This window comes from Embleya sp. NPDC127516 (genome assembly GCF_044765325.1).
Classification (GTDB): Bacteria; Actinomycetota; Actinomycetes; order Streptomycetales; family Streptomycetaceae; genus Embleya.
Genome location: NZ_JBIWJT010000002.1, coordinates 466,807 through 490,570, shown reverse-complemented (window position 1 = coordinate 490,570; position 23,764 = coordinate 466,807). Strand labels below are relative to the sequence as shown.

The window sequence follows — 23,764 nt, the reverse complement described above, 5'->3', positions numbered from 1 at the left end:
GCGATCTCAACGGCTCCGGTTCAGGTGCGCTCGACCCAGGTCTCGTGCAGATGCCGCCAGCGCAGGCCGTGCTCCGTGGACGCGTCGCGTTCGAACACCACCGTCGCGGCCCGCGTGTCGCCGCCGCCGTCCGCGCGCACCTGCACCTCGCGGTACGCCGCCACCACGAACTCGCCCGTCGAGGCCACCACGCGCACGTCCTCGATGGTGATCCGCAACCCCGGCACCGCGCCTCGCGCGCCGTCGACCATCGCGAGTACCTCCGGCCGGGTCAGCGTGCCACCGCCGGGCTCGACCAGCGTGAAACCCGGGGCGTGCGCGAGCGCGAATCCGCCCGAATCCCGGTTCGCGCCGGTGAGCAGACCCTCGATCAGCTCATGCAACCGGACGATCTCCGCCCGGCACACGACCGCGTCGTCCACCGTCCGCCTCGACTCCGACACCGACATCCCGCGCTCCCCACAGTCGTCTGCCGCACCACGCGTGCAACGCGCCGAACGACGTATCCGTCCTGCTCGGCAACGTACCGGAACCGCCACCGCCACCGACCACGTCGCGGCCGACCGTTCCCGCCGACGTGGATTACCGCGCCCATGTGCCGACGTTGTCTCCCGCAACACGGACGATCGACCCGGCCGCCCACGGCAATGAGCGCCCCGACCTCGGGAGAACCAGCGATGACCACCCACCCCGACCCCGACGGCCCGTATCGGGACGCGGACGCTCGATACCTCGAACGCGAAGCCGAACTGCACGCCCCGTTCCTGGAACAGGCCGCCGCGCGTCTGCGCGACCTCGCGCTGTACGGCGACCACACGCTGGCCCGGGTGGACCGCATCCTCGACCTCGGCGGCGGCCCCGGCGTCGCCTCCTGCCTGCTGGCCCGCTACTTCCCCAACGCCGAGGTGGTCGCCGGTGCACCCAGCACGGCCCTGCGGGTACGCACCGGCGTCCGCGCCCGGCGCGAGGGGCTGGGCCACCGGGTCCGCACCCACCGCGTCGACCTGCCCGCCGACCTGGGCGCCCTGGGCAGCGCCGACCTGGTCTGGGCCGGCGATGTCGTACACCACCTCGGCGACCAACAGGCCGCCCTGGACTCGCTGGCCCGGGTACTCCGCCCGGGCGGCGTGATCGCGGTCGTCGAACGCGGCCTGTCCCCGCGCTTCCTGCCCCGCGACATCGGCATCGGCCGACCCGGCCTCCAGGCCCGCCTGGACGCCGCGCACGAGGACTGGTTCGCCGAACTGCGCGCGACACTGCCCGGCACCCGCGCCGCGGTGGAGGACTGGCCGGCCATGCTGGCCCGGGCGGGCCTGGTCCCCACCGGTTCGCATTCGTTCCTGATCGACCTGCCGTCGCCTCTGGACGCCGCGCCCCGCGAACACCTGCACGCCGAACTGACGCAGCGCCGGGCCCTGTTGGCCGACCGCCTGGACGCGCAGGACCGCGCCACGCTGGACGCGCTGCTGGACACCGACGCCGACACCGGCATCCTGTGGCGCCCGGACGCCTTCTACCTGGCCGCGACGACCGTGCACACCGCCCGCGCCTGCACCCGGAGATGACCCGCGACAACCATCGCGGCCGAACCTTCCGGCGGCACCCGACGGCCGACTCGGCACGCGGGGCGGCAGGTGCACGGCGGCGGGAGCGAAAACGCGGCCGGCACCGAGCCGACCACATTCTCGCCCCCGCCGCCCCCGTTCACCGCCGGCCGTCCAACCCGCCGTTCACGCGCGTCCGTTCGCTGCCCGCACGTCCACCGCGTCCACCGCCTCCCCGACCCCGGCCTCTGCCTTCTCCCGCTCCGCGACCGAAGCCGCCACCGGCGTCGAAGTCCCCTCCTCCGCACCGGCGTTCGCCACCGGCACGCCCCGCAGGAAGCGCGCGCAATACGCCGCCGCGACCACCATCACCACGGCCGCCCCGATCGCCGCCGCGTTCATCCCGTCGCAGAACGCGTCCCGCGCCGAGTCCACCAGCGCTCGCCCGGAGTTCCCCGGCAGGTCCGCCGCGACCGCCTGGGCCCCGCCGAGCGTCTCCCGGGCCGGGCCGCTCGGCGCCGTGTCGGCCATCGCCCGGTGGTAGACCGCGTCGCCGATCGTGCCGAGCAACGCCATGCCCAACGCGCCGCCGAGCTCGCTCCCCGACTCCAGCACCGCGGAGGCGGACGCGGCGCGGTCGGCCGGCGCGACGCCCATCGCCATCTCGGTCACCTGCGTCATCACCGCGACCACGCCCGCCGCGTACACCGCGGACCCACCCAGCAACAGCCCCAACGAGGAGTCCGACCGGGCCCCGGCCAGCACCGTGAAGCCGCCCGCGGCCAGCACGAACCCGCCGCACATCACCCACACCCGATCCATCCGTCGAGCCAGCACGGTGGCCACCGGAGTGGCCACGGCCACCGCTCCCGACGGCACCAGGCTCCACAGCGCGGCCCGCAGCGGGCTCATCCCGAGCACCGACTGGAGGTACTGCGTGGTGAAGATGGCGAAGCCGACGATCGCGAACATCGACAGCACGTTGGCCACCACCGACCCGCCGAACGCCCGCATACGCAGCAGTTCCAGGTCCAACAGCGGGTGGGCGGCGGTGAGTTGACGGCGCACGAACAGCGTGCCGACGATCAGCCCGAACCCGATGCTCAACACCGGCAACGTGGCCGCGCCGGAGCGGGCGATCTCCTTGATGCCGTAGACCACCGGCAACAGCGTGCCCAGCGACAACACCGCGCCGATCAGGTCGAACGGCCCCTGCGCCAAGCCCCGATGGCGCGGAACGAACACCGGGACCAGGAACAGCAGGATCGCCATCGCCGGCACATTGATCAGGAAGATCGAGCCCCACCAGAAGTGTTCGACGAGCAGGCCGGACAGGATCGGCCCGAGCGAGATCCCGCCGGTCATCACGGCGGTCCACAGCGCGATCGCGGTCCCGCGCTGCTTGGGATCGACGAACATGGTGCGGATCAACGCGAGGGTGGACGGCATCAACGCCGCGCCGCCCACGCCCAGCAGCGCCCGGGCCGCGATCAGCGTCTCCGCGTTGTGCGCGTACGCCGCGGCCAGTGACGCGCCGCCGAACAGCGCCGCGCCCACCAGCAGCAGTCGGCGCCGGCCGATCCGGTCGCCGAGCGCGCCCATCACGATCAACAGGCCGGAGAGCACGAAGCCGTACATGTCCAGGATCCACAACTGCTGTGTACCGGTGGGCTCCAGCGCGCGGCCGATGAACGGCACCGCGAAGTAGAGCACCGACACGTCCATGCTCACCAGCAGCAACGGCAGCAGCAGGACGGCCAGCCCGAGCCACTCCCGCCGCCCCGCCAACGGTCCGGGCCCGGACTCGGACCCGGCCCCGGACTGCTCGGATGTCTCGATGGTTGTCACTGGAACTCTCCCCCACTGATGCACCTATACGGCGTACGCTGCGACGCGTACAGAGTAAGCACCTCGGACGGACCAGTGCAACGAAGCCAAGTCCTCCACAAATAAAGACTTCTCCAAGTAGTGCACTCAAGCTTGTGCACTACCTCGGCGGCAAACGTGCCCTATAGTGCACTGACCGCCGCCCCCATGCACCGACAAGCCCCGGGAGCCCCGATGGCACGCCCCACCACGCCGGCCTCCGCCACGAATCCCGCGCCCCCCGCCACCCCTTCGCTCCGGATCGCCGCCGAGTTGCGCCGCCGGATCGAGACCGGCGAGTTGCGGCCCGGCGACCGGGTCCCCTCCACCCGGGCGATCACCGCCGAATGGGGCGTGGCGATGGCCACCGCCACCAAGGCCCTGACCGCACTGCGCGAGGCCGGACTGGTGCGCGCCGTACGCGGCGTCGGCACCGTGGTCGCCGAGCACCCCGACCGGGCGGCCCGCGCCGATCGGCCGGATCGCCCGCGCGCCGCGGTCATCGCCGTACCCTCGGTGCACCCCCCGCGCACCGAGGCCGAACTCACCCGTGAGCGAGTCGTCTCGGCGGCCGTGGCGATCGCCGACGAACGCGGCCTGGCGGCGGTGTCGATGCGGCAGATCGCCGCCGAACTGGGGGTGGCCGCGATGACCCTGTACCGGCACGTGCCCGGCAAGGAGGATCTGCTCGCGGCGATGGCCGACAGCGTGTTCGGCGAAATGCCCCTGCCGTCCCACGAACGGGTGGGCTGGCGGGCCCGCCTGGAGACCTCGTGCCGGCTGCAATGGCGGATGTACCGCGAGCACCCGTGGCTGGCCCACGTCATGTCGATGACCCGCCCGCTGCCCACCCCGCGCGGCATGGCGCATGTGGAGTGGGCGATGGCCGAGTTCCAGGGGCTGCCGCCGCAGGTGGTGATGCACATCGCGGTGACGATGCTGAACTACGTACGCGGCACCGCGGTCAACATCGCGGCCGAGTTCGAGGCCGAGCGCGCCACCGGCATCTCCAGCGAGGAATGGATGCAGGCGCAGGACGAGGCGATGGACCTGATCCTGCGCGGCGGTCACTTCCCGATGTACGCCGCCGCGCTGAGCGATCCGGGCGTGGAACTGGATCTGGACTCGCTGTTCGGCTTCGGACTCGACCGCCTGCTGGACGGCATCGCCCTGCTGGTCCCCCCGACCGGGTGACCGGGGCGCGCCCGAATGGCCGGTCGTCGGCCGCGGTTCACCCGCGCGGCAGGGTCACCAGACCCAGGAAGAACTCGTCGATCCCGCGCACCGCCTCCAGGAACGACTCGAGTTCGACCGGCTTGGTCACGAAGGCGTTGGCGTGCAGGTCGTAGCTGTGCCGCACGTCGTCGGGTGCGGCCGAGGTGGTCAGCACCACCACCGGGATGGTCCGCCAGCGCGCGTCGGCCTTCATCGCCGAAAGCACCTCGCGACCGTCCATCCGAGGCATGTTCAAGTCCAGGATCACCAGGTCCGGTCGAGGACTCGCGCGCAGCCACTCCAGCGCCTCCATGCCATCCGCGACCCGACACAACGTGTGACCGCCATCGCGATCGAGCAACGCCTCCTCGATCATCAACGCGTCGCCGGGATCGTCCTCCACCAGCAACACCGTCAGCGTTCGTGTCATCGCGGTCTGGCTCATCGCACCACCTTCGGCTCACGGTCCCGACCGACCCGCGACCCGGACCGGCACCCATCCGGCGAACTCGGCGCGCTCACACCACCGACCCACCCCCCGAAGGCTAACGCCTCCGGCCCGCCGGGCAGCAGGGCCCGCCCGGCTCGCCGCGTTCGTCCTTGACGCCGTCCACGACATGGCCCATCGTGGAGCGTCGATCACGCTCGGCAACCAGGGGGAGTGCGCCATGCGGATGAACACGGTCGAGAAGATCGTCGTCGCCAGTCCCCTCCGGCGGGCCCCGCAGATCTGGTACGAGACGCCGCTGCTGCTGCGCCTGGGCGGCCGGCTCGCCCCCGGCGCGCACGCGCTGGAGATCGGCTGCGGCACCGGCAGGGGCATCGAGCTGATCCTGAACCGCTTCGGCGCCGCCCGGGTGGACGGCATCGACCTCGACCACGCGTCGCTGGCCAAGGCCCGCCGGCGCTGGCACGGCAACAGCCGGGTGGCGCTGGTCGAGGGCTCGGCCACCGATCTGCGCGGCACCATCGGCGCGGCGGACGCGAGCTACGACGCCGTGTTCGACTTCGCGATCGTGCACCACATCACCGACTGGCGCGCGTGCCTGGCCGAGGTCGGCCGGGTGCTGCGTCCCGGCGGCCGGTTCTACTTCTCCGAGATGACCGCCCGCGCACTCGCCCGACCCACCCTCGCGTTCCTGTTCGACCACCCCATCGAGGACCGCTTCGACGATCGGGACTTCCTCGCCGAACTCCCTCGGCACGGGCTCGACGTGCTCGGCAGCAAGTCGCTCCTCGGCGACTACTTCTTCGGCGTGGCCCGCCGCCGCTGAGCGGTCGGCGCCCCACCCGCCGAATGGTCGGCACCGGAGCCCTCCTCCCGTGCATCGGCGCGCGCGGCGGCTAGGCTTTTCCGGCCATGCACACACCACACCCCACCTTCACGAACTTCGTCGCGGTCGGTGACTCGTTCACCGAGGGCATGTCCGATCTCGGTCCCGACGGCAGCTACCGCGGCTGGGCCGATCTGCTCGCGGATCGGCTGGCCCTGGACACACCCACGCTGCGCTACGCCAACCTCGCCGTACGCGGAAAGCTGATCCGCCAGATCGCCGACGAGCAGGTGGACGCCGCCGTCGCGCTCGGCGGCGATCTGATCACCCTCGCCGGCGGTCTCAACGACGTGCTGCGCCCGCGCTGCGACGTCGGCGCGGTGTGCGCGGTGTTCGAACAGGCCGCCGCCAAGCTCGCCGCCGGCGGCGCGCACCTGGTGCTGTTCCGCAGTACCGACCCCACCCGCCGGCTGCGCTCGTCGGCGCGACTGATGCCGCGGATCGAGCAGTTGGTGGCCTTCGTGGACACCGTCGCCGCCCGGCACGACGCCACCGTGGTCGACCTGTTCACCGCCCGCGTCTTCGACGATCCCCGGATGTGGGCCGACGATCGCCTGCACCTGTCCACCGAGGGACACCGACGCGTCGCCGAGGCCACCGCGCAGGCGATGGGCCTGCCCGCCGAATTCGACTGGCGCGCGCCGCTGCCCGCCGCCGCGCCGCGGGCCTGGACCGATCGCCGGCGCGCCGACGTGCGCTGGGCCCGGACCCACCTGGGACCCTGGCTCGCCCGCCGCGCCACCGGTCGCTCCTCCGGCGACGGACGCCCGCCCAAGCGCGCCGACCTGACCCTGTGGCGATGAGCGACCACGCGGCACCGGGCGCGGGCCCGGTCGGGCACCCGACGGGACCGGGGTGCCCCCCGGGGAACGATTCGAGGTGCAATCAGGTTAGGTTTACCTAAGTCGCACAGCGCAGGTGACACGGCGAGGAGAACCTCCATGGCGGAACGCCCGGTACGCAAGACCCGCAAACTGATCGAACTCCAGGTACGCAGCACCGAACGGGTCGGCCCCCACCTGATCCGGATCGTCGCCGGCGGCGACGGTTACCGACACTTCACCGACAACGGCTACACCGACGCCTACGTCAAGGTGCTCTTCCCGCAGCCCGGGGTGAACTACCCCGAGCCGTTCGACATGGAGACCATCCGCGCCGAACTCCCGCGCGAGGACTGGCCGCGCACCCGCACCTACACGGTGCGCGCGAACAACCCGAACACCGGCGAGTTGACCATCGACTTCGTGCACCACGGCGACGAGGGCCTGGCCGGCCCGTGGGCGGCCCGTGCCCGGGTCGGCGACACGGTGCGGCTGCTCGGTCCCGGCGGCGCCTACGCCCCCGACCCCGAGGCGGACTGGCACCTGTTCGTCGGCGACGAGAGCGCCTACCCCGCGATCAGCGCCTCGCTGGAGCGGCTGCCCGCCGCGGCCAAGGCGATCGCGCTCCTCGAGGTGGGCACGTCCGACGAGGCACCCACCGGCACCGTGCCGGCCACCCACCCCGACCTCGATCTCGACATCACCTGGATCACCCGAGACGCCGGTCCCGATCTGCTCGACGCGCTGCGCGCGCTCGACTTCCCCACCGGCCGGGTGCACGCGTTCGTGCACGGCGAGGCCGGTGTGGTCAAGGAGTTGCGCCGACACCTGGTCGACGAGCGCGGCGTGGAGCGCACCGACATCTCCTTCTCCGGCTACTGGCGCAAGGGCCGCGACGAGGACGGCTTCCAGGCGGACAAGGCCGCCGAGAAGGCCGCCGAACGCGAGGCCGAACAGCGCGCCTGACCCGCACCCCACCCGTACGTGGGTCCGGGATCCGTCACCGAGTCCCGGGCCCTCGCACGGTGGTGCGGAACCGTTTCCCTCGTGCGATCAGCGAGAATCCGGGCAAACTCCCCGAACCGACCACGCCACCCGAGTGAAAGCACGCGTCGGGCACTACCGCGAGCGACGAAGCCGGCACAGGGTGGGGCGCATGAGACGTCCATCACACGCCCTCGTGGCCATCGCGACCGCCCTCACCCTCACTGCGGCCGGCGCAGCCGGCGCGCACGCGAGCGACGCTCGGCCCACTCCCGGCGCGCCCGGGATCGGCGATCCGCTGCTGCCGCTGAGCGGCAACGGCGGCTACCGCGTCGACCACTACACACTGGACTTCGACTGGCGGGCGCCCGGCGCGGCGTTCCCGGCGACCACCACCGTCAAGGCCACCGCCACCCAGGCGCTGTCCCGGTTCGACCTCGACTTCGCGGGCAACACGCTCGGCCGGGTCACGGTCGACGGCACGACCGCGACCGCCACCCGCGAGGGTGACGAGTTGGTGATCACCCCGACCCGCCCGCTGCGCAAGGGCCGCGCGTTCACGGTCCGGGTCGAGTACACCGCCGACCCCACCCAGCAGCGGCACCGCGACGACGCGATCGAGACGTTCGGCTGGATTCCCACGCCCGACGGCACGGTGATCTACCCGCAGCCCGACGGCGCCAAGATGATCTTCCCGAGCAACGACCACCCCAGTCTGCGGGCCCGGACCACGGTCAACATCACCGCCGCCGACGACCTCACCGCATTGTCCAACGGCACCCTCACGCACAAGCGCCGGGTAGCACCCGGCCGCACCCGCTGGACCTACGACAGCCGGCAGCCGGTGGCGGGCCAACTCTTCCAACTCGCCATCGGCAAGTACACGCTGATCGACGGCCCGACCACCAACGGCACCCGGCTGCGCGACGCGGTTCCGCCGGACCTGGTCGACCGGGTCGAGCAGTACCGTTCGCTGACGCCCCGTCATCTGGCCTGGGTGGAGAGCAGGCTGGGTCCCTATCCGTTCGACAGCTACGGGCTGCTCGTGGCGGACACCGACCTCGGCGTCGCGCTGGAGACCCAGTCGTTGTCCCTAATCCCCAAGGCCGACCTGCTCGGCGACAAGATCAACGCCGAACGCAACATGGTGCACGAACTCGTGCACCAGTGGACCGGCGACAGCGTGGCCATGGAGCGCTGGTCCGACCTGTGGCTGAGCGAGGGGCACGCACGCTACTACGAGCGCGTCTACAGCGAGGAGAACGGCGGCGCCAACCTGGAGGCGCTGATGCGCGACACCTACCGGCAACACGACATCTGGCGCCGGGACACCGGCGCGCCGGCCGAGCCCACCGAGCCCAACCTGTTCAAGCGCATGCGCTACGACGGTTCGGCGCTGGTCTTCTACGCGCTGCGCATCGAGGTCGGCGCGGACACCTTCGCCCACATCGAACGTGCCTGGACCAGCCGCTTCCGCGGCCGCGCCGCGAGCACGGCGGACTACGTCCAACTCGCCTCCGAGGTGGCCCGACGCGACCTCGCGCCGTTCCTGAACCCGTGGCTGTACGGCGCGAAGACGCCGCCGATGCCCGGACACCCGGACTGGACCGTCGACCCGGCCTGAGCCACCGCGGCACCCCATGACGCGGCGGTCGGCCCCGGCCCGACCGCCGCGTCCGCACGTCCGGCCCATCCGACGCCGGCGCGAAGCGACTTGGCGGACCGCACGCCCCGTGATAGAAACTGGAACGAACGTCCCACTTTATTTTCCTATCGACGGGAACTCCCGTGCGTAACCCCTACCGAGAAATCTTCACCGCGCCCGGTGCCAAGGGATTCTCGGCAGCCGGCTTCATCGCCCGCATGCCCATCTCGATGACCGGCATCGGCATCGTCACCATGCTCTCCGAACTGCGCGGCGAGTACGGCCTCGCGGGCGCCGTGGCCGCCACCTTCGCACTGTCCACCGCGCTGATCGCGCCGCAGATCTCCCGCGTCGTGGACCGCTACGGGCAGAGCCGCGTGCTCGTCCCGGCCACCGCCGTCAGCGTCATCACGCTGGGCGTGCTCCTGCTCTGCGCGCGCTACGACGCCCCCGCCTGGACCCTGTTCGTGTGCGCGATACCCGCCGGCTGCATGCCCAGCATGGGCGCCATGGTCCGCTCCCGCTGGCTGGTCCTGTACCGCGGCTCGCCGCACCTGCACACCGCGTTCTCCTTCGAGTCCGTGGTCGACGAACTGTGCTTCATCCTCGGACCGATCATCGCCGTCCAGCTCTCCGTCTCCGCCTTCCCCGAGGCGGGCCCGCTGGCCGCGATCGCCTTCTTCACCATCGGCGTCCTGCTGTTCACCGTGCAGCGCGGCACCGAGCCCCCGCCGCACCCGCGCACCGCCGGCAGGACCACGTCGGTGATGCGCATCCGCGGCCTCCAGGTGCTCGTGGTCACCCTGATCGCGATCGGCGCCATCTTCGGCACCGTGGACGTGGTCACCATCGCCTTCGCCGAGGAGCACGGCCAACGCGGCTCGGCGAGCTTCGTGTTGGCCACCTACGCGGCCGGCTCCTGCCTGGCCGGGATCGCCTTCGGCGCGTTCAAGTTCGCCTCCCCGCTGCCCCGGATGTTGCTGATCAGCGTCGGCATCACCGCCGTGACCATCCTGCCGCTGCTGCTGGTCGGTAACCTGCCCGCACTCGCGGTGGCCGTGTTCTTCGCGGGCATGTCGATCTCGCCCACCATGATCCTGACCGTCAGCCTGGTCGAACGCCTGGTCCCGCCGGCGCGGTTGACCGAGGGGATGACCTGGACCACCACCGGCATCGGCATCGGCGTCGCGGCCGGCTCCTCGCTGTCCGGCCTGATCGTGGACCACTTCGGGACCCGGGCCGGCTTCGGCGTCGCCGTCGGCGCGGCCCTGCTCGCTGCCTCGATGGCCCTCGGTGGATACCGTGTGCTGCGCCGGACCGCGCCGCGCGCGGGCGGGACCACCGTCGCGGTCGGCGGCCCGCCGACCGGCGCCACCCCCGTACGAGAAGGTGAATCCCACTGATCGAGGAAGCCGTCGACGGCCGCCGGGCCAAGGGCGAACGCCGCCGCCGGGCGCTGATCGAGGCCACCCTGCGGGTGGTCGAACGAGACGGCGCGGCCGGCGTCAGCCACCGCACCGTCTCGCGCGAGGCGGGCCTGCCCACCAGCGCCTCCACGTACTACTTCGACGGCGTCGACGACCTGCTCACCGCCGCGCTCACCTCGTGCATGACCGCGGACGCGATCCACGTGCGCTCGATCGCCGCCGCCCCCGGCGACACCCGGCGCGCGTTGGCCGAACACCTGAACCACATCTGCACGTCGCCGGGCCTGCTGGTCGCCGAGTACGAGCTGTTCCTGCTCGCCGCGCGGCGACCGGAGTTGCGCGAGTCCACCGACCACTGGATGGCCGCGGTCACCGACTTCGCGCTGCGCTTCACCACCGACGCGGTCCGGGTCCGGGTGTTCGTCGGCGCACTGGACGGGCTGCTCATCCAGGCCCTGCTCACCGACGCGCCGCCCAGCACCGACGAGTGGGAGGCGATGATCCGCGACCTGTTGCCCGGGCCGTGCCTGGCACCGCCCACACCCTCGGGGTCCTCGGCACCCTCCGCGCCGTCGACCCCCTCGGCGCCGGAACACACCGAGTAGGCGTGGCACGTTCCGGTTGGGCCAGAATCGGGGCATGTCCCGACGCACCCCGCGGCCCCGACCTGACGCCGTCACCGCCGCCTCGCCCTGCCCCTGCGGCCTGCCCGACACCTACGGCGCGTGTTGCGGCGCGCGGCACGCCGGCTCCCCCGCGCCCACCGCCGAGGCGCTGATGCGCTCGCGCTACAGCGCGTTCGCCGTGCGCGACGCGGCCTATCTGCTGCGCACGTGGCACCCCGACACCCGGCCGGAGCGCCTCGACCTGGACGAGCGCACCCGCTGGCTGGGCCTGGAGGTGCTCGCGAGCACCGACGGCGGGCCGTTCCACCAGGAGGGCATCGTGGAGTTCATCGCGACCTACCTCGAGCGCGGCCGGCAGGACACGCTGCGCGAACACAGCCGGTTCGTCCGGTACGACGGCGCCTGGGTCTACGTCGGCCCCTTGCCTCGCTGACGAACGGTCAGACGCCGACCAGCCGGCTTTCGATCCGCACCGACGCGGACAGGTCGCGCAGTCGCTTGGCCAGGTCCTCGCCCGCCTCGTGCAACGCGTCCAGGGTCATCGGCTCCAGCCGCTCGAACAGGAACAGCGCGTCGGTGGTGTGCTCGGTGATCCGGGTGCGCACACACTGGCGCCAGTTCCATCGACGGCACGTGACGCCCTCGTCGTCGCACCACACCACCTCGCCCGGCGCGGGGTGGTCGATCGCGGGGACCCCGGCCTCCAGGACCTCGAACGGCTCGGTGCCCTCGGCCCGGATCAGCCGGGCCGCGCCGCGATAGCGCGACAGGTCCTCGCCGCCGACCGGCAACACGTGCCGCACCGAGACCGCGTTGTACAGGTCGACCAGGCGGTTGACCTCGGGCAGCCCGCCGCGCCGCATCAGCGCCTCCACCGAGCAGCGGGTGCGCTGCGGCTTGGCGCCGAAGGCACGGTACGCCTGTCGCCACGCGGCCACGTTCGGATGTTCCTCGGGCGGGGTGGTGGGCAGCGACAGGGTCGCCTCGGCCAGCGCGGCGCGGGAGCCGTCGTCGCTGGGGCCGCCCGGCAGTCCGGTGGCGACCAGGGCGAGCACGACCGCGTCGGGGCGCAGCGCGTGCACGGCCGGGTCGATGGTGATGGACGTGAGCACGTTCGGGTTCTCCTCCGCGACAGGGCGACCGGTCGAGCCGCGGTCCACTACAGTAGACCGCATGGAGCAGAATAATGACCTGTTGGCCGATCCCGGTCAACCCGCGGTCAGCCGCGCGATCGCGGCCAACGTCCGGGCCGCCCGCACCGCGCGCGGCTGGTCGCTGGAGGCGCTCGCGGCGCGCAGCGGCCTGAGCAAGGGTGCCCTGGTGGGTGTCGAGCAGGGCCGGGGCAACCCGGGCGTGCTCACCCTGGCCCGGATCGCCGACGCGCTCGGCCTGCCGCTGACCGGCCTGGTCGACGGGGCGCCGGCGCCGGTCGTCGAGGTGGTCCCGGCAGGCGGCGGAACCCGGCTGTGGCAGGGCGAACACGGCGGCCACGGCGACCTGTTGATCGGCAGCGACCCGCCCGTCCCGGCCGAGCTGTGGCGCTGGACGCTGGCTCCCGGCGACGCGCACGTCAGCGCGGCGCACGGCGCGGGCGTCCGCGAACTGGTCACCGTCCTGGACGGCACGCTCACCCTGGAGGTGGCCGGCGAGCGGGTGGACGTCCCGGCCGGCGGGTGCGCCCGCTTCGCGGCCGACCGGCCGCACTCCTACCGCAACGACGGCGCGAGTACCGCCCGGTTCGTCGGCGTCGTGCTCCTGCCGAGCCGGCCCGACATCGGCTGACTCGGGCCCGCTCTCGGCCCGTCCGCCCCCGCCCACCCGCTCCCTGCCCGCTCGCTCTCTGCGGACCCGAGCCGCCCGGCCTCGGCCGACTCCACCCCGGCCGGCCCGGCGGCGGCGTCAACCCCGGCGCTTCCACCGCTCGTCCCGCCGCGAGTTACACCTCGGCCGTGCCCCACTCGCCGACCACCAGTTCGTCGCCCACCGACAACTTGCCCGGGCGCAGCACGGCGAACTTGGCGCCGAAGGCCACCCCGCCCTGAGCCGCGCGGCGGTAGCCGGCGAAGGCGCGCAGCGGTTCGGGGCCCGCCTTGGTCCCGGCGACCTGGTCCACCATCGTGACCGCGCAGCGGATCGCGAGCTTGGCGTAGCCCAGTTCCGCCTCGCCGACGCCGAACCGCCGGAGCCGGTCCTCGGTGTGCGGTTCGGGCCACCCCTGGACCACGACGTTCGGCCGGAAGCGGTTCATCGGCAGCGGCGCCTCGCCCTGCTCGGCCAGTCGCGCGTTGAGCAGGTCGAGCGAGCCGCGGGAGAGCACGTGCAACGGGGAGCTGTCCGCGTATCCGGCGGTGCCCGGGATCGCGCCGTCGGTCACCCGATCGTGCTCCGGCGGCACCCGGACCAGCCGGCTGCCCACGCCGAGCGCGTCCGAGATCCACTCGGCGACCGCGTCCCCCTGGTCGATGCCCCGGAACGGGTTGCCGAACAGGTCCACGTCGCGCCGGGCACCGGCGGTGTCCACGTCGATCGTCACCGGGGCGACGCCGGTCCGGCGCAGGGTGAGGCGTTCACCGGCGGTGTCGATCTCCGGGCGGATCGACGCCAGGAGCGGATCGCGGCGCTGGGTGCGGTAGACGCCGTTCGTGTCGACCACCATGAAGGCGCGGTCGTGGGCGAGTCCGGCGCGGGTCAACAGCGCCCGATCGCACGACGTCCCGGCGCAACCCTTGATCGGGTAGTAGGTGAGTTCGACGACTGTGGCCATCACCCGACCCTATCCACGGCGTGCTCGCCCGGACCCGCCGGCCCACCCCCGCGCGCTCCTCTCGTCGCGCGGCGCGGATCGCTCGCACACAACGGTGGGCGGCGGAATCGACCGCGCCGCTCAGGCGTCCGCCGGGTGCAGTTCCTTCCACACCCGCTGGGCGAACACCGTTGTGCCCGCGTGTGCGTCGGCCTCCTCGGCGGTGGCCAGCCAGCCGACGATCTCGCCGGGGATGTCGGGCGTGGCGGCGGTGAAGTTGGCCTGGAGGTGGCCGCCGGATCCGCGCGCCTTCTGGGATTCGGTGAGCACGAAACCGGGGTCGACGTTGAAGGCGCGCAGCCCGCGCTCGCGATACTCGGCGTGCAGCACGCCGGCGACCCGCCCGAACGCGGCCTTGGACGCGGCGTAGCCGACCCCCCAGCCGCCCGCGCCGGCCGGACCGGGCGGATCGAGTCGGACCGAGCCCGACGTCATGTTCACCACGTGACTGCGCGGGTGCTCCAGCAGGTGCGGCAACAACCTTTGGATCAGCACCAGTTGGTGCAGGTAGTTGCCGACGAGCAGGTTCTGTGCGGCCTCGATCGGCAGGTCCGGAATGCGGTCCATCGCGCCGGGGCCTTGGTATATGGCGTTGTTGAAGAGCAGGTCGACGCGTCCCCACGTGTCCAGCGCGGTGTCGCACGCGTCGAGGATGGATTGCCGGTCCATCAGGTCCATCCGGATCGGCAGCGCCCGCCGGCCCAGCGCCTCGATCTCGCCGGCGGTGGTCTCCAGACTGCCGGGGATCGCGAACGGCGTGGGATCGGCGGTGGACGACGTGGGCCCGCCGCGCCCCTCCCCTTCGCGCACGGTACGGGCGGTGAGCACCACGTCGTAGCCGGCGCGGGCGAGGGCGAGGGCGCCGCAACGGCCGATTCCGCGACTGGCACCGGTGACGAAGGCGACGGGAGTGTGCTGAGGCATGCGCCGACCATGCCGGATTACCTTGACAGAATCCAGCAAATCTTCGAATCCGTCGAATCCCGCGGTGGACCGCGCGCGACACGTGCCGAGCAGTGCGCGTCCGGTCTTGTTACCGACGCGTAGCGCTGCTTGACTGCTGGACATGTCGACGCACGAGGTCACCAACCAGGTCCCGGCTCCGACCGCGCGGGACACCGCCGCCGATCCCGCGCTGTACGAGGCGCTGCATCGTGAGGGCGCCGGCTGGGCCGAGGCCGAGGTCCGTGGACTCGGGCTGCGCGCGTGGGAGGAACCGGCCCAGGAGTGGGGCCGGCTGGCCAACGAGCACGAGCCGATCCTGCGCAGCCACGACCGCCACGGGCACCGGATCGACGAGGTCGAGTTCCACCCGGCGTGGCACGAGCTGATGACCGTCGCGGTGGAGCACGGCCTGCACGCGAGCCCGTGGCGCGAGGACCGCCCGGGCGCGCACGTCGCGCGCGCGGCGAAGCTGTACGCGTGGAGCCAGGTCGAGGCGGGCCACATGTGCCCGATCTCGATGACCTACGCCTCGGTGCCGGCGCTCCGCGTGCAGCCGGAACTGGCCGAACTCTACGAGCCGTTGCTGGCCTCGCGCCGCTACGACTTCGGACTGCGCGAGCCGGCCGGCAAGCTCGGGCTGATCGCGGGCATGTCGATGACCGAGAAGCAGGGCGGCTCGGACGTACGCACCAACACCACGCGCGCGGTGCCCTCGGCGGACGGCTCCTACCGGCTGACCGGGCACAAGTGGTTCACCTCCGCGCCGATGTCCGACCTGTTCCTGACCCTGGCCCAGGCCCCGGGCGGACTCTCCTGCTTCCTGGTCCCGCGCGTGTTGCCGGACGGCAGCCGCAACACGTTCCACCTGATGCGCCTCAAGGACAAGCTCGGCAACCGCTCCAACGCGTCGGCGGAGATCGAGTACGAGGGCGCGTACGCCCGCCTGATCGGCGCCGAGGGCCAGGGCGTGCGAACCATCGTCACGATGGTCAACGCCACCCGGCTCGACTGCGTGATCGGGGCCGCGTGCGGGATGCGGGTCGGCGCGGTCAGGGCCGCGCATCACGCGGCGCACCGACGGGCGTTCGGCGCGGCGCTGATCGATCAGCCGCTGATGCGCAACGTACTGGCCGACCTGGTGATCGAGTCCGAGGCCGCGACCACGGTGGCGCTGCGGCTGGCCGGCGCCGGCGATCGGGCGCTGCGCGGGGACGCGGGCGAGGCGGCGTTTCGCCGGATCGCGGTCGCCGTGTCGAAGTACTGGGTGTGCAAGCGCGGCCCGGCGCACGCGGCCGAGGCGCTGGAATGTCTGGGCGGCAACGGCTACGTGGAGGAGTCGGGGCTGCCCCGGCTGTACCGCGAGGCGCCGCTGGTGTCGATCTGGGAGGGCTCGGGCAACGTCGCCGCGCTCGACGCGTTGCGTGCGATGGCCCGCGAACCGGCGTGCGTGGACGCCTTCTTCGCCGAGATCGACTCGGCCGCCGGCGCGGACCACCGACTGGACGAGGCGGTGGCGGCGCTGCGCAAGGAACTGGCCGACCCGAACGAGGCGCAGTTCCGGGCCCGGCGGATCGTCGAGTCGATGGCGGTGGTGCTCCAGGGCGCGCTACTGGTGCGCGCGGCGAGCCCGGCTGCCGACGCGTTCTGCGCCACCCGCCTGGCCCGCGAGGGCGGCCACGCGTTCGGCACCCTCCCGGCGGGCACAGACACGGGCGCGTTGTTGTCTCGGGTGCGGGAGGTGTAGGTGCCGCCCCGGGGCTCCGGCCCCCCGCTCCGCACGGAGGAGGCGCCGTTCTAGGCTCCGGTCATGATCAACTCCGTTCGACTCGTGATCTTCGACTGTGACGGCGTCCTGGTGGACAGCGAGCCGATCGCGATCCGCGTACACGTGGCGCTCGGCGCCGAGCACGGCTGGCCGCTCACCCCGGCCGAGGTGGTCGAGCGCTTCGTCGGCCGCTCCTCGGCGGCGATCGCCGAGCAGATCGCCGAGCGCGTCGGAGCGGACACCGCCGCCGAGTGGACACGCGGCTTCGAGAGCCGGCACCGGGTCGAGGTCGACGCCGCGCTGAGCCCGGTCGAGGGCATCGAGTACGCCGTGGACACCCTCGCCGAACTCGGTCTCGCCACGTGCGTGGCGTCCAGCGGCGGCCACGACAAGATGGCGCACACCCTGGGCCGCACCGGGCTGTACGAGCGGTTCGCCGGCCGCATCTTCAGCGCCACCGAGGTCGCCCACGGCAAGCCCGCACCCGACGTTTTCCTGCACGCCGCCCGCCGCATGGGAGTGGCCCCCGAGCACTGCGTCGTGGTCGAGGACAGCGTCAACGGCCTGCTCGCCGCCCGCGCGGCCGGGATGCGCGCCTTCGCCTACACGACGGACCTGATCGCGCCGCACCTCCTGGAGGGTCCGGGCACCACCGTGTTCAAGTCCATGCGCGACCTGCCCGCCCTGATCACCGACCTGGGCTGATCCGTACGTCGATTCGGAGCCGCGTCCCCGTTCGGGGGTTGGGGCCGGGGTCGCTCAGCGAAAGAGCTCGCGCAGGGTGCCGGCCACCTGTGCGGGCGCCTCCTCGGCCATGAAGTGTCCGCACGACATCGTGGTGTGCCGCAGGTCCGGCGCCCACGCCCGCCAGCGCGCCGCCGCGTCGAAGCCCAACGCGGCACCCCAGTCCTGCTGGAGTACGGCCACCGGCATCCGCAGCCGATTCCCCGCCCGCCGATCCGCCTCGTCGTGTTCGACGTCGATCAGCGCCGACGCGCGGTAGTCGGCCACGATCGAGGGGATCGCCTCCCGCGAGGCCCGCAGGTAGGCGGCCCGGACGTCGGCCGGAATCGCCGCCGGATCGTTGCTCCACAGGTCCAGGAAGTGGCCGAAGAAGGCGTCCGGGCTGCCGGCGATCAACTGCTCCGGGAGCCCGACCGGCTGCGCCATCAGATAAAGGTGGAAGCCGACGGCGGCCGAGGTGCCGTGCAGGACGTCCCACATGTCCAGGGTCGGCAGTACGTCCAACGACGCCAATCGGCGGACCGCGCCCGGGTGGTCGAGCCCGGTCCGGAACGCGACCAGCGCACCTCGATCGTGGCCGGCCAGCGCGAACCGCTCGTGGCCCAGGGCGCGGGCGAGCGTCACCACGTCCGCGGCCATCGTGCGCTTGGCGTAGGTCAGCCCGTCCCGGTCCACCGGCTTGTCGCTGTCGCCGTAGCCGCGCAGGTCCGGACAGATGACCGTGTGGTCGGCGGCCAGGTCCGCCGCGACATGCCGCCACATCAGATGGGTCTGCGGAAAGCCGTGCAACAGCACGACCGGGCGGCCCGCCCCGCCCACGGCGACGTTGAGCGCGACGCCGTCGTCGACGGCGACCCGGCGGTAGTCGAAATCGGGAATCCTGAGGGTCATCGGTCTTCCTTCGGTGGGCGTGCCGACCGGGTCGGCACGGCGGATCTCGAACTGCTCCAGCCTGCGGCCCGCGGATCAGCGATCGATGAGCACCCGATGAGCGACGTCGGCGCGACCGCCGCCGGCGGCATCGGACCCGACCCCGATCCGGCGTCCGCGACGCGCCTGGCACCGCACCGAGCAGGGTGTTCGCCGGCTCCGGGATAGGTTGGCCGGGATCGGGCGGGACCGGAGAAGGGTGTGGCGTGACGTCGTCGGTGCGCTTCGTCGTACTCGGCCCGGTGACCGCCGAGGACGCGCACGCACCGGTGAACCTCAAGGGCCCCCGACATCGCGCGGTACTGGCCCGGCTGCTGATCGCCCGCGGCCGGGTCGTGCCGGTCGACCGGCTCGTCGACGACCTGTGGACGGACCCGCCGGCGAGCGCCGTGGCCACCATCCGCACCTTCGTCTCCGCGCTGCGCCGGGCCGTCGAGCCCGACCGGGCCCCGCGCGCACCCGCCGGCCTGCTGGTCACCGCCGGCCCCGGCTACGCGCTGCGGCCCGCCCCCGACGCGGTGGACGCGTGGCGATTCGAGGCGGCCGTACAGGAATGCGGACACCTGCTCGACGCCGACCGGCCGCACCCCGCGCTCACCGGGATCACCGCGGCGCTGGCACTGTGGCGCGGACCCGCCTACGCGGAGTTCGCCGAACAGCCCTGGGCGCTGGGCGAGGTGGCCCGACTCGACGAGCTGCGCCTGCTCGCGGTGGAACGGCGGGCCCGCGCCGCGCTCGCCCTGAACCGGGCCGCCGAGACGGTGCCGGACCTGGAGGCGCATGTCCGGGAACACCCGTGGCGCGAGGATGCCTGGGCCCTGCTCGCGCTGGCGCTGTACCGCACCGGCCGCCGGACCGAGGCCCTCGCACTGCTTCGCCGAACCCGCCGGGCACTCGCCACCGAACTGGGCCTGACCGTGAGCCCCGACCTGCGCCGACTGGAAACCGACATCCTCCGCCAGGCACCACACCTGAACCGCACGACCCGCCTCCCGTACAGCCGAGCCGCACGGCCGACACACCCGACACCACCGACACACCCACCCGCCGAACACACCTCGGCCGACCAACCACAGCCGCACCCGATCGAGACCCCGGCACCACCCACGCACCCACCCCACGACCCCACCATCGGCAACCCGCCGCACTCCCACGCCACCGAGAGCCCCGCACCACCCGCGCACTCGCCCGACCAACGCACCTCGGCCGACCAACCACACCCGCACCCGATCGAGACCCCGGCACCGCCCGCGCACTCGCCCGACGAACCCACCATCGGCAACCCGCCGCGCCCGCACCCCGCCGAGAGTCCGGCACCACACCCGACACCGCCCGCGCACTCACCCGACGAGCACAATCCCGGCAATGACCGGCCGCGTTCGTACACCACCGGGACCCCGGCACCGCCCGCGCACTCGCCCGACGAACCCACCCCCGGCGACCCGCCGGCGCAGCCGCACGGCCCGCCACCGCGCGTCACGCCGCCCTCGTCGCCCCCGTGTCCCACCGGCGACCGGAAGCCGCGCACCACACCGCCCGCAGGCGCGGCGACGGTCCGGGACGCACGTCCTGCCCCCGACCCGAACGGCCGTCCCGCCCGCGCCGGCGTACCCGCACCCGTACCCGCGCCTCCGGCCATCACGGGCGCGCCGTCGCCCGACGCGCTCTTCGTGGGTCGGGGCGCCGAGCTGCACCGGCTCGCCGCGACCGCCGAATCCGTCGCGGCGCGCCGCCGGCTCCGGCCGGCGCTGATCTCCGGTGAGGCCGGCGCGGGCAAGACCGCGCTGGCCCAGGCGCTGACCCGGCACCTGGCCGAGCGCGGCTGGACCACGGCGTGGGGGCGGAGCGCGGAGTACGCCGACGCGCCCGCCGCCTGGCCGTGGATCGAGATCGGCACCGAACTCGCCGAGGCCGGCCACCCGTTCGGCCCGTCGCACACCGAGGCCGGTCACCCGCCCCACCCGTCGCGCGCCGAAACCGGCCGCCCGTTCGACCCGCGCGCCGCCGACCCCGATTCGGATCGGCCGCCCACCGATCCGGCCGCCGCCCGGTTCCACCGCTACCTGGCGCTGGTGGCGCACCTGTCCGAGGTGGCCGCGCACGGGCCGCTCCTGCTGGTTCTCGACGACCTGCACTGGGCCGGCGAGCAGACCCTCGCCGCGCTCACCGCGCTGACCGCACACCCCCTCGACCGCCCGGTGCTGGTGCTGGGCACCTACCGGGACACCGAGGTCTCCACCGCACTCGCGCACGCCCTCGGCCGGATCGCGCGCGCCGAGCCGATCCGGGTCGAACTGGCCGGGCTGCCCGAACCGCACGTTCGCGAGCTGGTCCGGGCCGCCGCCGGTCGGGATGTGGACGACCCGACCGCGCGCGCGATCCACCGGCGCACCGCGGGCAATCCGTTCTTCGTCCGCGAACTTGCCCGGCTGCTCGCCGACTCCGATGCGCACGCCGACGCGCTCGCAGACGTCCCGGTGGGCGTGCGGGACGTGATCCGGCATCGGCTGGCCGGTCTGCCCGAGGCGTCCCGCGCGGTGCTCCGGCACGCCGCCGTGCTCGGCCTGGACGTCGACCTGGACCTGTTGATCGCACTGACCGGCGACGAGGAGGCCACGCTGGACGCGGTCGAGTTCGCGCTGCCGGCCGGTTTCCTGCTCGACGCGGGCCCGGACCGGGTGCGTTTCGCGCACGCCCTGGTTCGCGACACGCTGTACGCCGACCTGCCGCGCGCCCGCCGCGCCCGCCGGCACGCCGCCGCCGCACACGCCCTGGAACGCCTGCGCCCCGAGGATGTCGACGCGCTCGCCCACCATTTCGTTCGGGCCGAGGGCCGGGTGCCGGCCGAACGCACCGCGTACTACGCCCGGGCCGCCGCCGAACGGGCCGAACGGCGGTTCGCTCCGCACGAGGCGGCCCGGTGGTGGCGCGCGGCGGTCGACGCGTGGGATCACGCCTCGGCCGAGGCCGGTTCCACCGCCGACCGCCTCCGGGCCCGACTGGACGCGGTGATGGGCCTGGTCCGGGCGCTGGCTTTCGCGGGCGAGTTGGGCGCGGCCCGCCGGCATCGGGACCAAGCCGTCGCCGCCGCCGAGGAATTGGGGGACGCGCCGCGGACCGCACGGGTGATCGGCGCCTTCGACGTGCCGGCGATCTGGCCCCGCACCGACGATCCGGAATCGGCCCGCCGTATCGTCGTGGCCACCGAACGCACCCTGGCCGCACTGCCTCCCGACGCGGACGAGGCACGCGGCCGGCTGCTGAGCACGCTCGCCCTGGAGCTGCGCGGCGCCACCGGCGACCGGGGTCGGGACGCGGCCCGCGAGGCGGAGGCGATCGCGCGCCGCGTCGACGACCCGGCCCTGCTCGCCTTCGCGCTGGACGGCCGCTTCCTGCACACCTTCGAACGGGCCGGCCTCGCGGCCCAACGCGCGGCGATCGGTGCCGAGTTGCTCGACCTCGCACACCGTCGGCAACTGCCGGCGTTCGAGGTGCTCGCCCATCTGATCCTGCTCCAGGCACACACCGCCCGGGCCGACTTCGCCGCCGCCGACCGGCACGCCGCGTCGGTCGACCACATCGCCGAGCGCTACGAGCTCCCCTTGGTGTCCGTGTTCACCGACGGCTACGCCGCGCTGCGGCTGACCGTCGCGAACCGCCCGGGGGCGGCGGCCGCGTACCGGAAGCTCGCGGCCCGGCTGCCGGGGACCGGAATGCTCGGAATGGCGGATGGCTTCCTGCCGTTCGCGCTCGCCTGCCTGCGAGTCCAGGCCGATCGCCCGGTCGAGCCGACACCGGAGGTCGCGCCCGGCCCGGACACGCCGTGGATCCGCCCCCTCGAACTGCTCGCGGCCGGGCACCGGGACGCGGCGGCCGAGGCGTTCCGGCGGCTCCCCGAGTCACCGCGCGACCTGCTCCTGGAGGCCCGTCTGTGCCTGGCCGCCCGGGCCGCCGTCGCGCTCGACGATCGGCCCGCGATGGCCCTGATCCACGCCGCACTGCTGCCCGCGGCGGCCGAACTGGCGGGCGCGGGCAGTGGGTTGCTCACCCTGGGACCCGTCGCCCGACACCTGGGCGACCTGTGCGCCGCGACCGGCCGCCCCGCCGAGGCCCGCGAACACTACCGACGGGCGCTGGACCTGGCCCACCACGTCGCGGCACCACACTGGATCACCGCGATCCGGGCCGCCCTGACCGAATCCGGCGACGACCGGATCGGTCCCGCAACCCGGGCAGACCCCGAGCCCTAGGCCCTGTCCGACGCCACGACCCGCGCGACCACGTCGATCGCCCGCTCGGCCGGCACGCCCAGCGCCACCAGCGAGGCCACCGCCTGGTCCGCCGCCGTCACCCGCATGTCCTCGTTGACCCCCTGGAGCAGCGCGACACACATGCCCTCCAGCGCGAGCGCCAGCACCGGCGCGGGCAGGTGGTCGGCGAACACGCCCGCCCGCTGTCCGGCGGTGATCAGCGCGATCGAGCGTTCCCGTACCGGAGCCAGCATCGCCGGAATCCCGCCGTCGCCCAGATTGCGTTGGGCGAAGCTGATCAGCAGCCGGTATCGATCGCCGCCGCGCCACGCGGCAAGGGCGAACCGGGCCAGCGCCTGATCCGGCGAGTCCTCGCTCCGCGTCGCGTCCTCGACCGCGCCCAGGATGTCCCGGCGGGCCTCCTCGGCCAGCCCCGCGACCAGTGCCTCGCGGCTGGGGAAGTGCCCGTACACCGTGCGCCGCACCACGCCCGCAGCCCGCGCGATGTCGTCCATCGACGCGTCCGCGTCACGGATCAGTTCGGTCCTGGCCACCGCGAGGATGCGCTCCCGGTTGGACTGCGCGTTGCGCCGACGCGGCGGTGCGGCGGACCCGGCCTCCTCGTGGCCGGCTCCGGCCGGAGCCGGCTCGGCTCCCGGTTTCGTCTGCATCGCGCGTTCCTCTCTGGGGTGACCTGGAGCCTGCCAGAAATCCGCTCCCGACGGCAGCGACGCGACACACCGAAGCAGCACAGCGGCGAATCGTCGTATTCGCCCCGACTCGTTCCCCCATATTTGCACAGCACTGTGCAATCAACTAAGTTGCACATCGTTGTGCAAGTACTGCGGCTGCGCCGGCCGCCTGC

At 73.2% G+C, this 23,764-nt stretch carries 21 protein-coding genes and 1 pseudogene; 14 read left to right on the top strand and 8 right to left on the bottom strand.

Going from position 1 to position 23,764, the window contains the following annotated elements:
* Nucleotides 1-20: 20 nt before the first annotated feature.
* Nucleotides 21-449 (bottom strand): DUF4440 domain-containing protein, encoded by a 429-nt coding sequence (locus tag ACIRL2_RS04690; RefSeq protein WP_395868195.1) that lies wholly within the window; start codon nucleotides 447-449, stop codon nucleotides 21-23.
* 228 nt (nucleotides 450-677) lie between these two features.
* Here ACIRL2_RS04690 and ACIRL2_RS04685 point away from each other — a divergent pair, with 228 nt between their 5' ends.
* The gene (locus ACIRL2_RS04685) at nucleotides 678-1,565 is read left to right on the top strand and encodes a class I SAM-dependent methyltransferase (protein WP_402230126.1); all 888 of its coding nucleotides are present in this window, start codon (nucleotides 678-680) and stop codon (nucleotides 1,563-1,565) included.
* A gap of 165 nt (nucleotides 1,566-1,730) precedes the next feature.
* Here the strand turns inward: ACIRL2_RS04685 and ACIRL2_RS04680 are convergent, their stop codons facing one another.
* Nucleotides 1,731-3,392 carry an MFS transporter gene (locus ACIRL2_RS04680; protein ID WP_395868199.1) on the bottom strand — a complete coding sequence of 554 codons (1,662 nt, stop codon included), beginning with the start codon at nucleotides 3,390-3,392 and terminating at the stop codon, nucleotides 1,731-1,733.
* Between the two features lie 213 nt (nucleotides 3,393-3,605).
* On the opposite strand from ACIRL2_RS04680, the gene ACIRL2_RS04675 reads away from it, so the two are divergent.
* Entirely contained in the window at nucleotides 3,606-4,604 is a 999-nt protein-coding gene (locus ACIRL2_RS04675; protein WP_395868201.1) for a TetR/AcrR family transcriptional regulator C-terminal domain-containing protein, read from the top strand.
* A 37-nt stretch (nucleotides 4,605-4,641) separates the two neighbouring features.
* On the opposite strand, the gene ACIRL2_RS04670 is transcribed toward ACIRL2_RS04675, so the two are convergent.
* On the bottom strand, nucleotides 4,642-5,070 hold the full coding sequence (locus ACIRL2_RS04670) for a response regulator (protein WP_395868203.1): 429 nt from the start codon (nucleotides 5,068-5,070) through the stop codon (nucleotides 4,642-4,644).
* Between the two features lie 172 nt (nucleotides 5,071-5,242).
* Between ACIRL2_RS04670 and ACIRL2_RS04665 the strand changes: the two genes are divergently transcribed.
* From ACIRL2_RS04665 to ACIRL2_RS04635, 7 genes are all read left to right on the top strand, one after another.
* Nucleotides 5,243-5,899, top strand: a complete 657-nt coding sequence (locus tag ACIRL2_RS04665) for a class I SAM-dependent methyltransferase (protein WP_395868205.1) — start codon at nucleotides 5,243-5,245, stop codon at nucleotides 5,897-5,899.
* A gap of 86 nt (nucleotides 5,900-5,985) precedes the next feature.
* Nucleotides 5,986-6,762 carry an SGNH/GDSL hydrolase family protein gene (locus ACIRL2_RS04660; RefSeq protein ID WP_395868207.1) on the top strand — a complete coding sequence of 259 codons (777 nt, stop codon included), beginning with the start codon at nucleotides 5,986-5,988 and terminating at the stop codon, nucleotides 6,760-6,762.
* Between the two features lie 138 nt (nucleotides 6,763-6,900).
* Nucleotides 6,901-7,746: a siderophore-interacting protein gene (locus tag ACIRL2_RS04655; RefSeq protein ID WP_395868209.1), complete on the top strand. Its 846-nt coding sequence runs from the start codon at nucleotides 6,901-6,903 to the stop codon at nucleotides 7,744-7,746.
* 190 nt (nucleotides 7,747-7,936) lie between these two features.
* Nucleotides 7,937-9,388 carry a M1 family metallopeptidase gene (locus tag ACIRL2_RS04650; protein WP_402230122.1) on the top strand — a complete coding sequence of 484 codons (1,452 nt, stop codon included), beginning with the start codon at nucleotides 7,937-7,939 and terminating at the stop codon, nucleotides 9,386-9,388.
* A gap of 164 nt (nucleotides 9,389-9,552) precedes the next feature.
* Nucleotides 9,553-10,812, top strand: coding sequence for an MFS transporter (locus tag ACIRL2_RS04645; RefSeq protein ID WP_395868212.1), 1,260 nt, complete (start codon nucleotides 9,553-9,555; stop codon nucleotides 10,810-10,812).
* Between the two features lie 74 nt (nucleotides 10,813-10,886).
* On the top strand, nucleotides 10,887-11,441 hold the full coding sequence (locus ACIRL2_RS04640) for a TetR/AcrR family transcriptional regulator (protein ID WP_395868214.1): 555 nt from the start codon (nucleotides 10,887-10,889) through the stop codon (nucleotides 11,439-11,441).
* Nucleotides 11,442-11,475: 34 nt separating this feature from the next.
* Nucleotides 11,476-11,895 carry a YchJ family protein gene (locus ACIRL2_RS04635; RefSeq protein ID WP_402230119.1) on the top strand — a complete coding sequence of 140 codons (420 nt, stop codon included), beginning with the start codon at nucleotides 11,476-11,478 and terminating at the stop codon, nucleotides 11,893-11,895.
* A 7-nt stretch (nucleotides 11,896-11,902) separates the two neighbouring features.
* Here the strand turns inward: ACIRL2_RS04635 and ACIRL2_RS04630 are convergent, their stop codons facing one another.
* Nucleotides 11,903-12,574 carry a B3/4 domain-containing protein gene (locus tag ACIRL2_RS04630; protein WP_402230116.1) on the bottom strand — a complete coding sequence of 224 codons (672 nt, stop codon included), beginning with the start codon at nucleotides 12,572-12,574 and terminating at the stop codon, nucleotides 11,903-11,905.
* A gap of 61 nt (nucleotides 12,575-12,635) precedes the next feature.
* Between ACIRL2_RS04630 and ACIRL2_RS04625 the strand changes: the two genes are divergently transcribed.
* Nucleotides 12,636-13,244: a helix-turn-helix domain-containing protein gene (locus ACIRL2_RS04625; protein ID WP_402230113.1), complete on the top strand. Its 609-nt coding sequence runs from the start codon at nucleotides 12,636-12,638 to the stop codon at nucleotides 13,242-13,244.
* 154 nt (nucleotides 13,245-13,398) lie between these two features.
* Here the strand turns inward: ACIRL2_RS04625 and ACIRL2_RS04620 are convergent, their stop codons facing one another.
* Together ACIRL2_RS04620 and ACIRL2_RS04615 are read right to left on the bottom strand one after the other, a co-directional pair.
* A complete protein-coding gene (locus ACIRL2_RS04620; protein WP_395868218.1) occupies nucleotides 13,399-14,226 on the bottom strand; it encodes an MOSC domain-containing protein in 828 nt (275 codons plus the stop codon).
* Between the two features lie 120 nt (nucleotides 14,227-14,346).
* The gene (locus tag ACIRL2_RS04615) at nucleotides 14,347-15,189 is read right to left on the bottom strand and encodes an SDR family NAD(P)-dependent oxidoreductase (protein ID WP_402230110.1); all 843 of its coding nucleotides are present in this window, start codon (nucleotides 15,187-15,189) and stop codon (nucleotides 14,347-14,349) included.
* Between the two features lie 142 nt (nucleotides 15,190-15,331).
* Here ACIRL2_RS04615 and ACIRL2_RS04610 point away from each other — a divergent pair, with 142 nt between their 5' ends.
* Both ACIRL2_RS04610 and ACIRL2_RS04605 read left to right on the top strand, forming a co-directional pair.
* Complete coding sequence (locus ACIRL2_RS04610; RefSeq protein ID WP_395868222.1) at nucleotides 15,332-16,954, top strand: acyl-CoA dehydrogenase family protein; 1,623 nt, start codon at nucleotides 15,332-15,334, stop codon at nucleotides 16,952-16,954.
* 63 nt (nucleotides 16,955-17,017) lie between these two features.
* Nucleotides 17,018-17,680, top strand: a complete 663-nt coding sequence (locus ACIRL2_RS04605; RefSeq protein ID WP_395868224.1) for an HAD family hydrolase — start codon at nucleotides 17,018-17,020, stop codon at nucleotides 17,678-17,680.
* 54 nt (nucleotides 17,681-17,734) lie between these two features.
* On the opposite strand, the gene ACIRL2_RS04600 is transcribed toward ACIRL2_RS04605, so the two are convergent.
* Nucleotides 17,735-18,610 (bottom strand): alpha/beta fold hydrolase, encoded by an 876-nt coding sequence (locus tag ACIRL2_RS04600; RefSeq protein WP_402230107.1) that lies wholly within the window; start codon nucleotides 18,608-18,610, stop codon nucleotides 17,735-17,737.
* Nucleotides 18,611-18,867: 257 nt separating this feature from the next.
* On the opposite strand from ACIRL2_RS04600, the pseudogene ACIRL2_RS04595 reads away from it, so the two are divergent.
* Both ACIRL2_RS04595 and ACIRL2_RS04590 read left to right on the top strand, forming a co-directional pair.
* A pseudogene (locus ACIRL2_RS04595) lies at nucleotides 18,868-19,623 on the top strand (BTAD domain-containing putative transcriptional regulator); the annotation flags it as partial.
* A gap of 696 nt (nucleotides 19,624-20,319) precedes the next feature.
* A complete protein-coding gene (locus ACIRL2_RS04590) occupies nucleotides 20,320-22,899 on the top strand; it encodes an ATP-binding protein (protein WP_402230294.1) in 2,580 nt (859 codons plus the stop codon).
* On the opposite strand, the gene ACIRL2_RS04585 is transcribed toward ACIRL2_RS04590, so the two are convergent.
* Nucleotides 22,896-23,570 (bottom strand): TetR/AcrR family transcriptional regulator, encoded by a 675-nt coding sequence (locus ACIRL2_RS04585; RefSeq protein WP_395868227.1) that lies wholly within the window; start codon nucleotides 23,568-23,570, stop codon nucleotides 22,896-22,898. The genes ACIRL2_RS04590 and ACIRL2_RS04585 overlap by 4 nt on opposite strands.
* Nucleotides 23,571-23,764 lie beyond the last annotated feature (194 nt).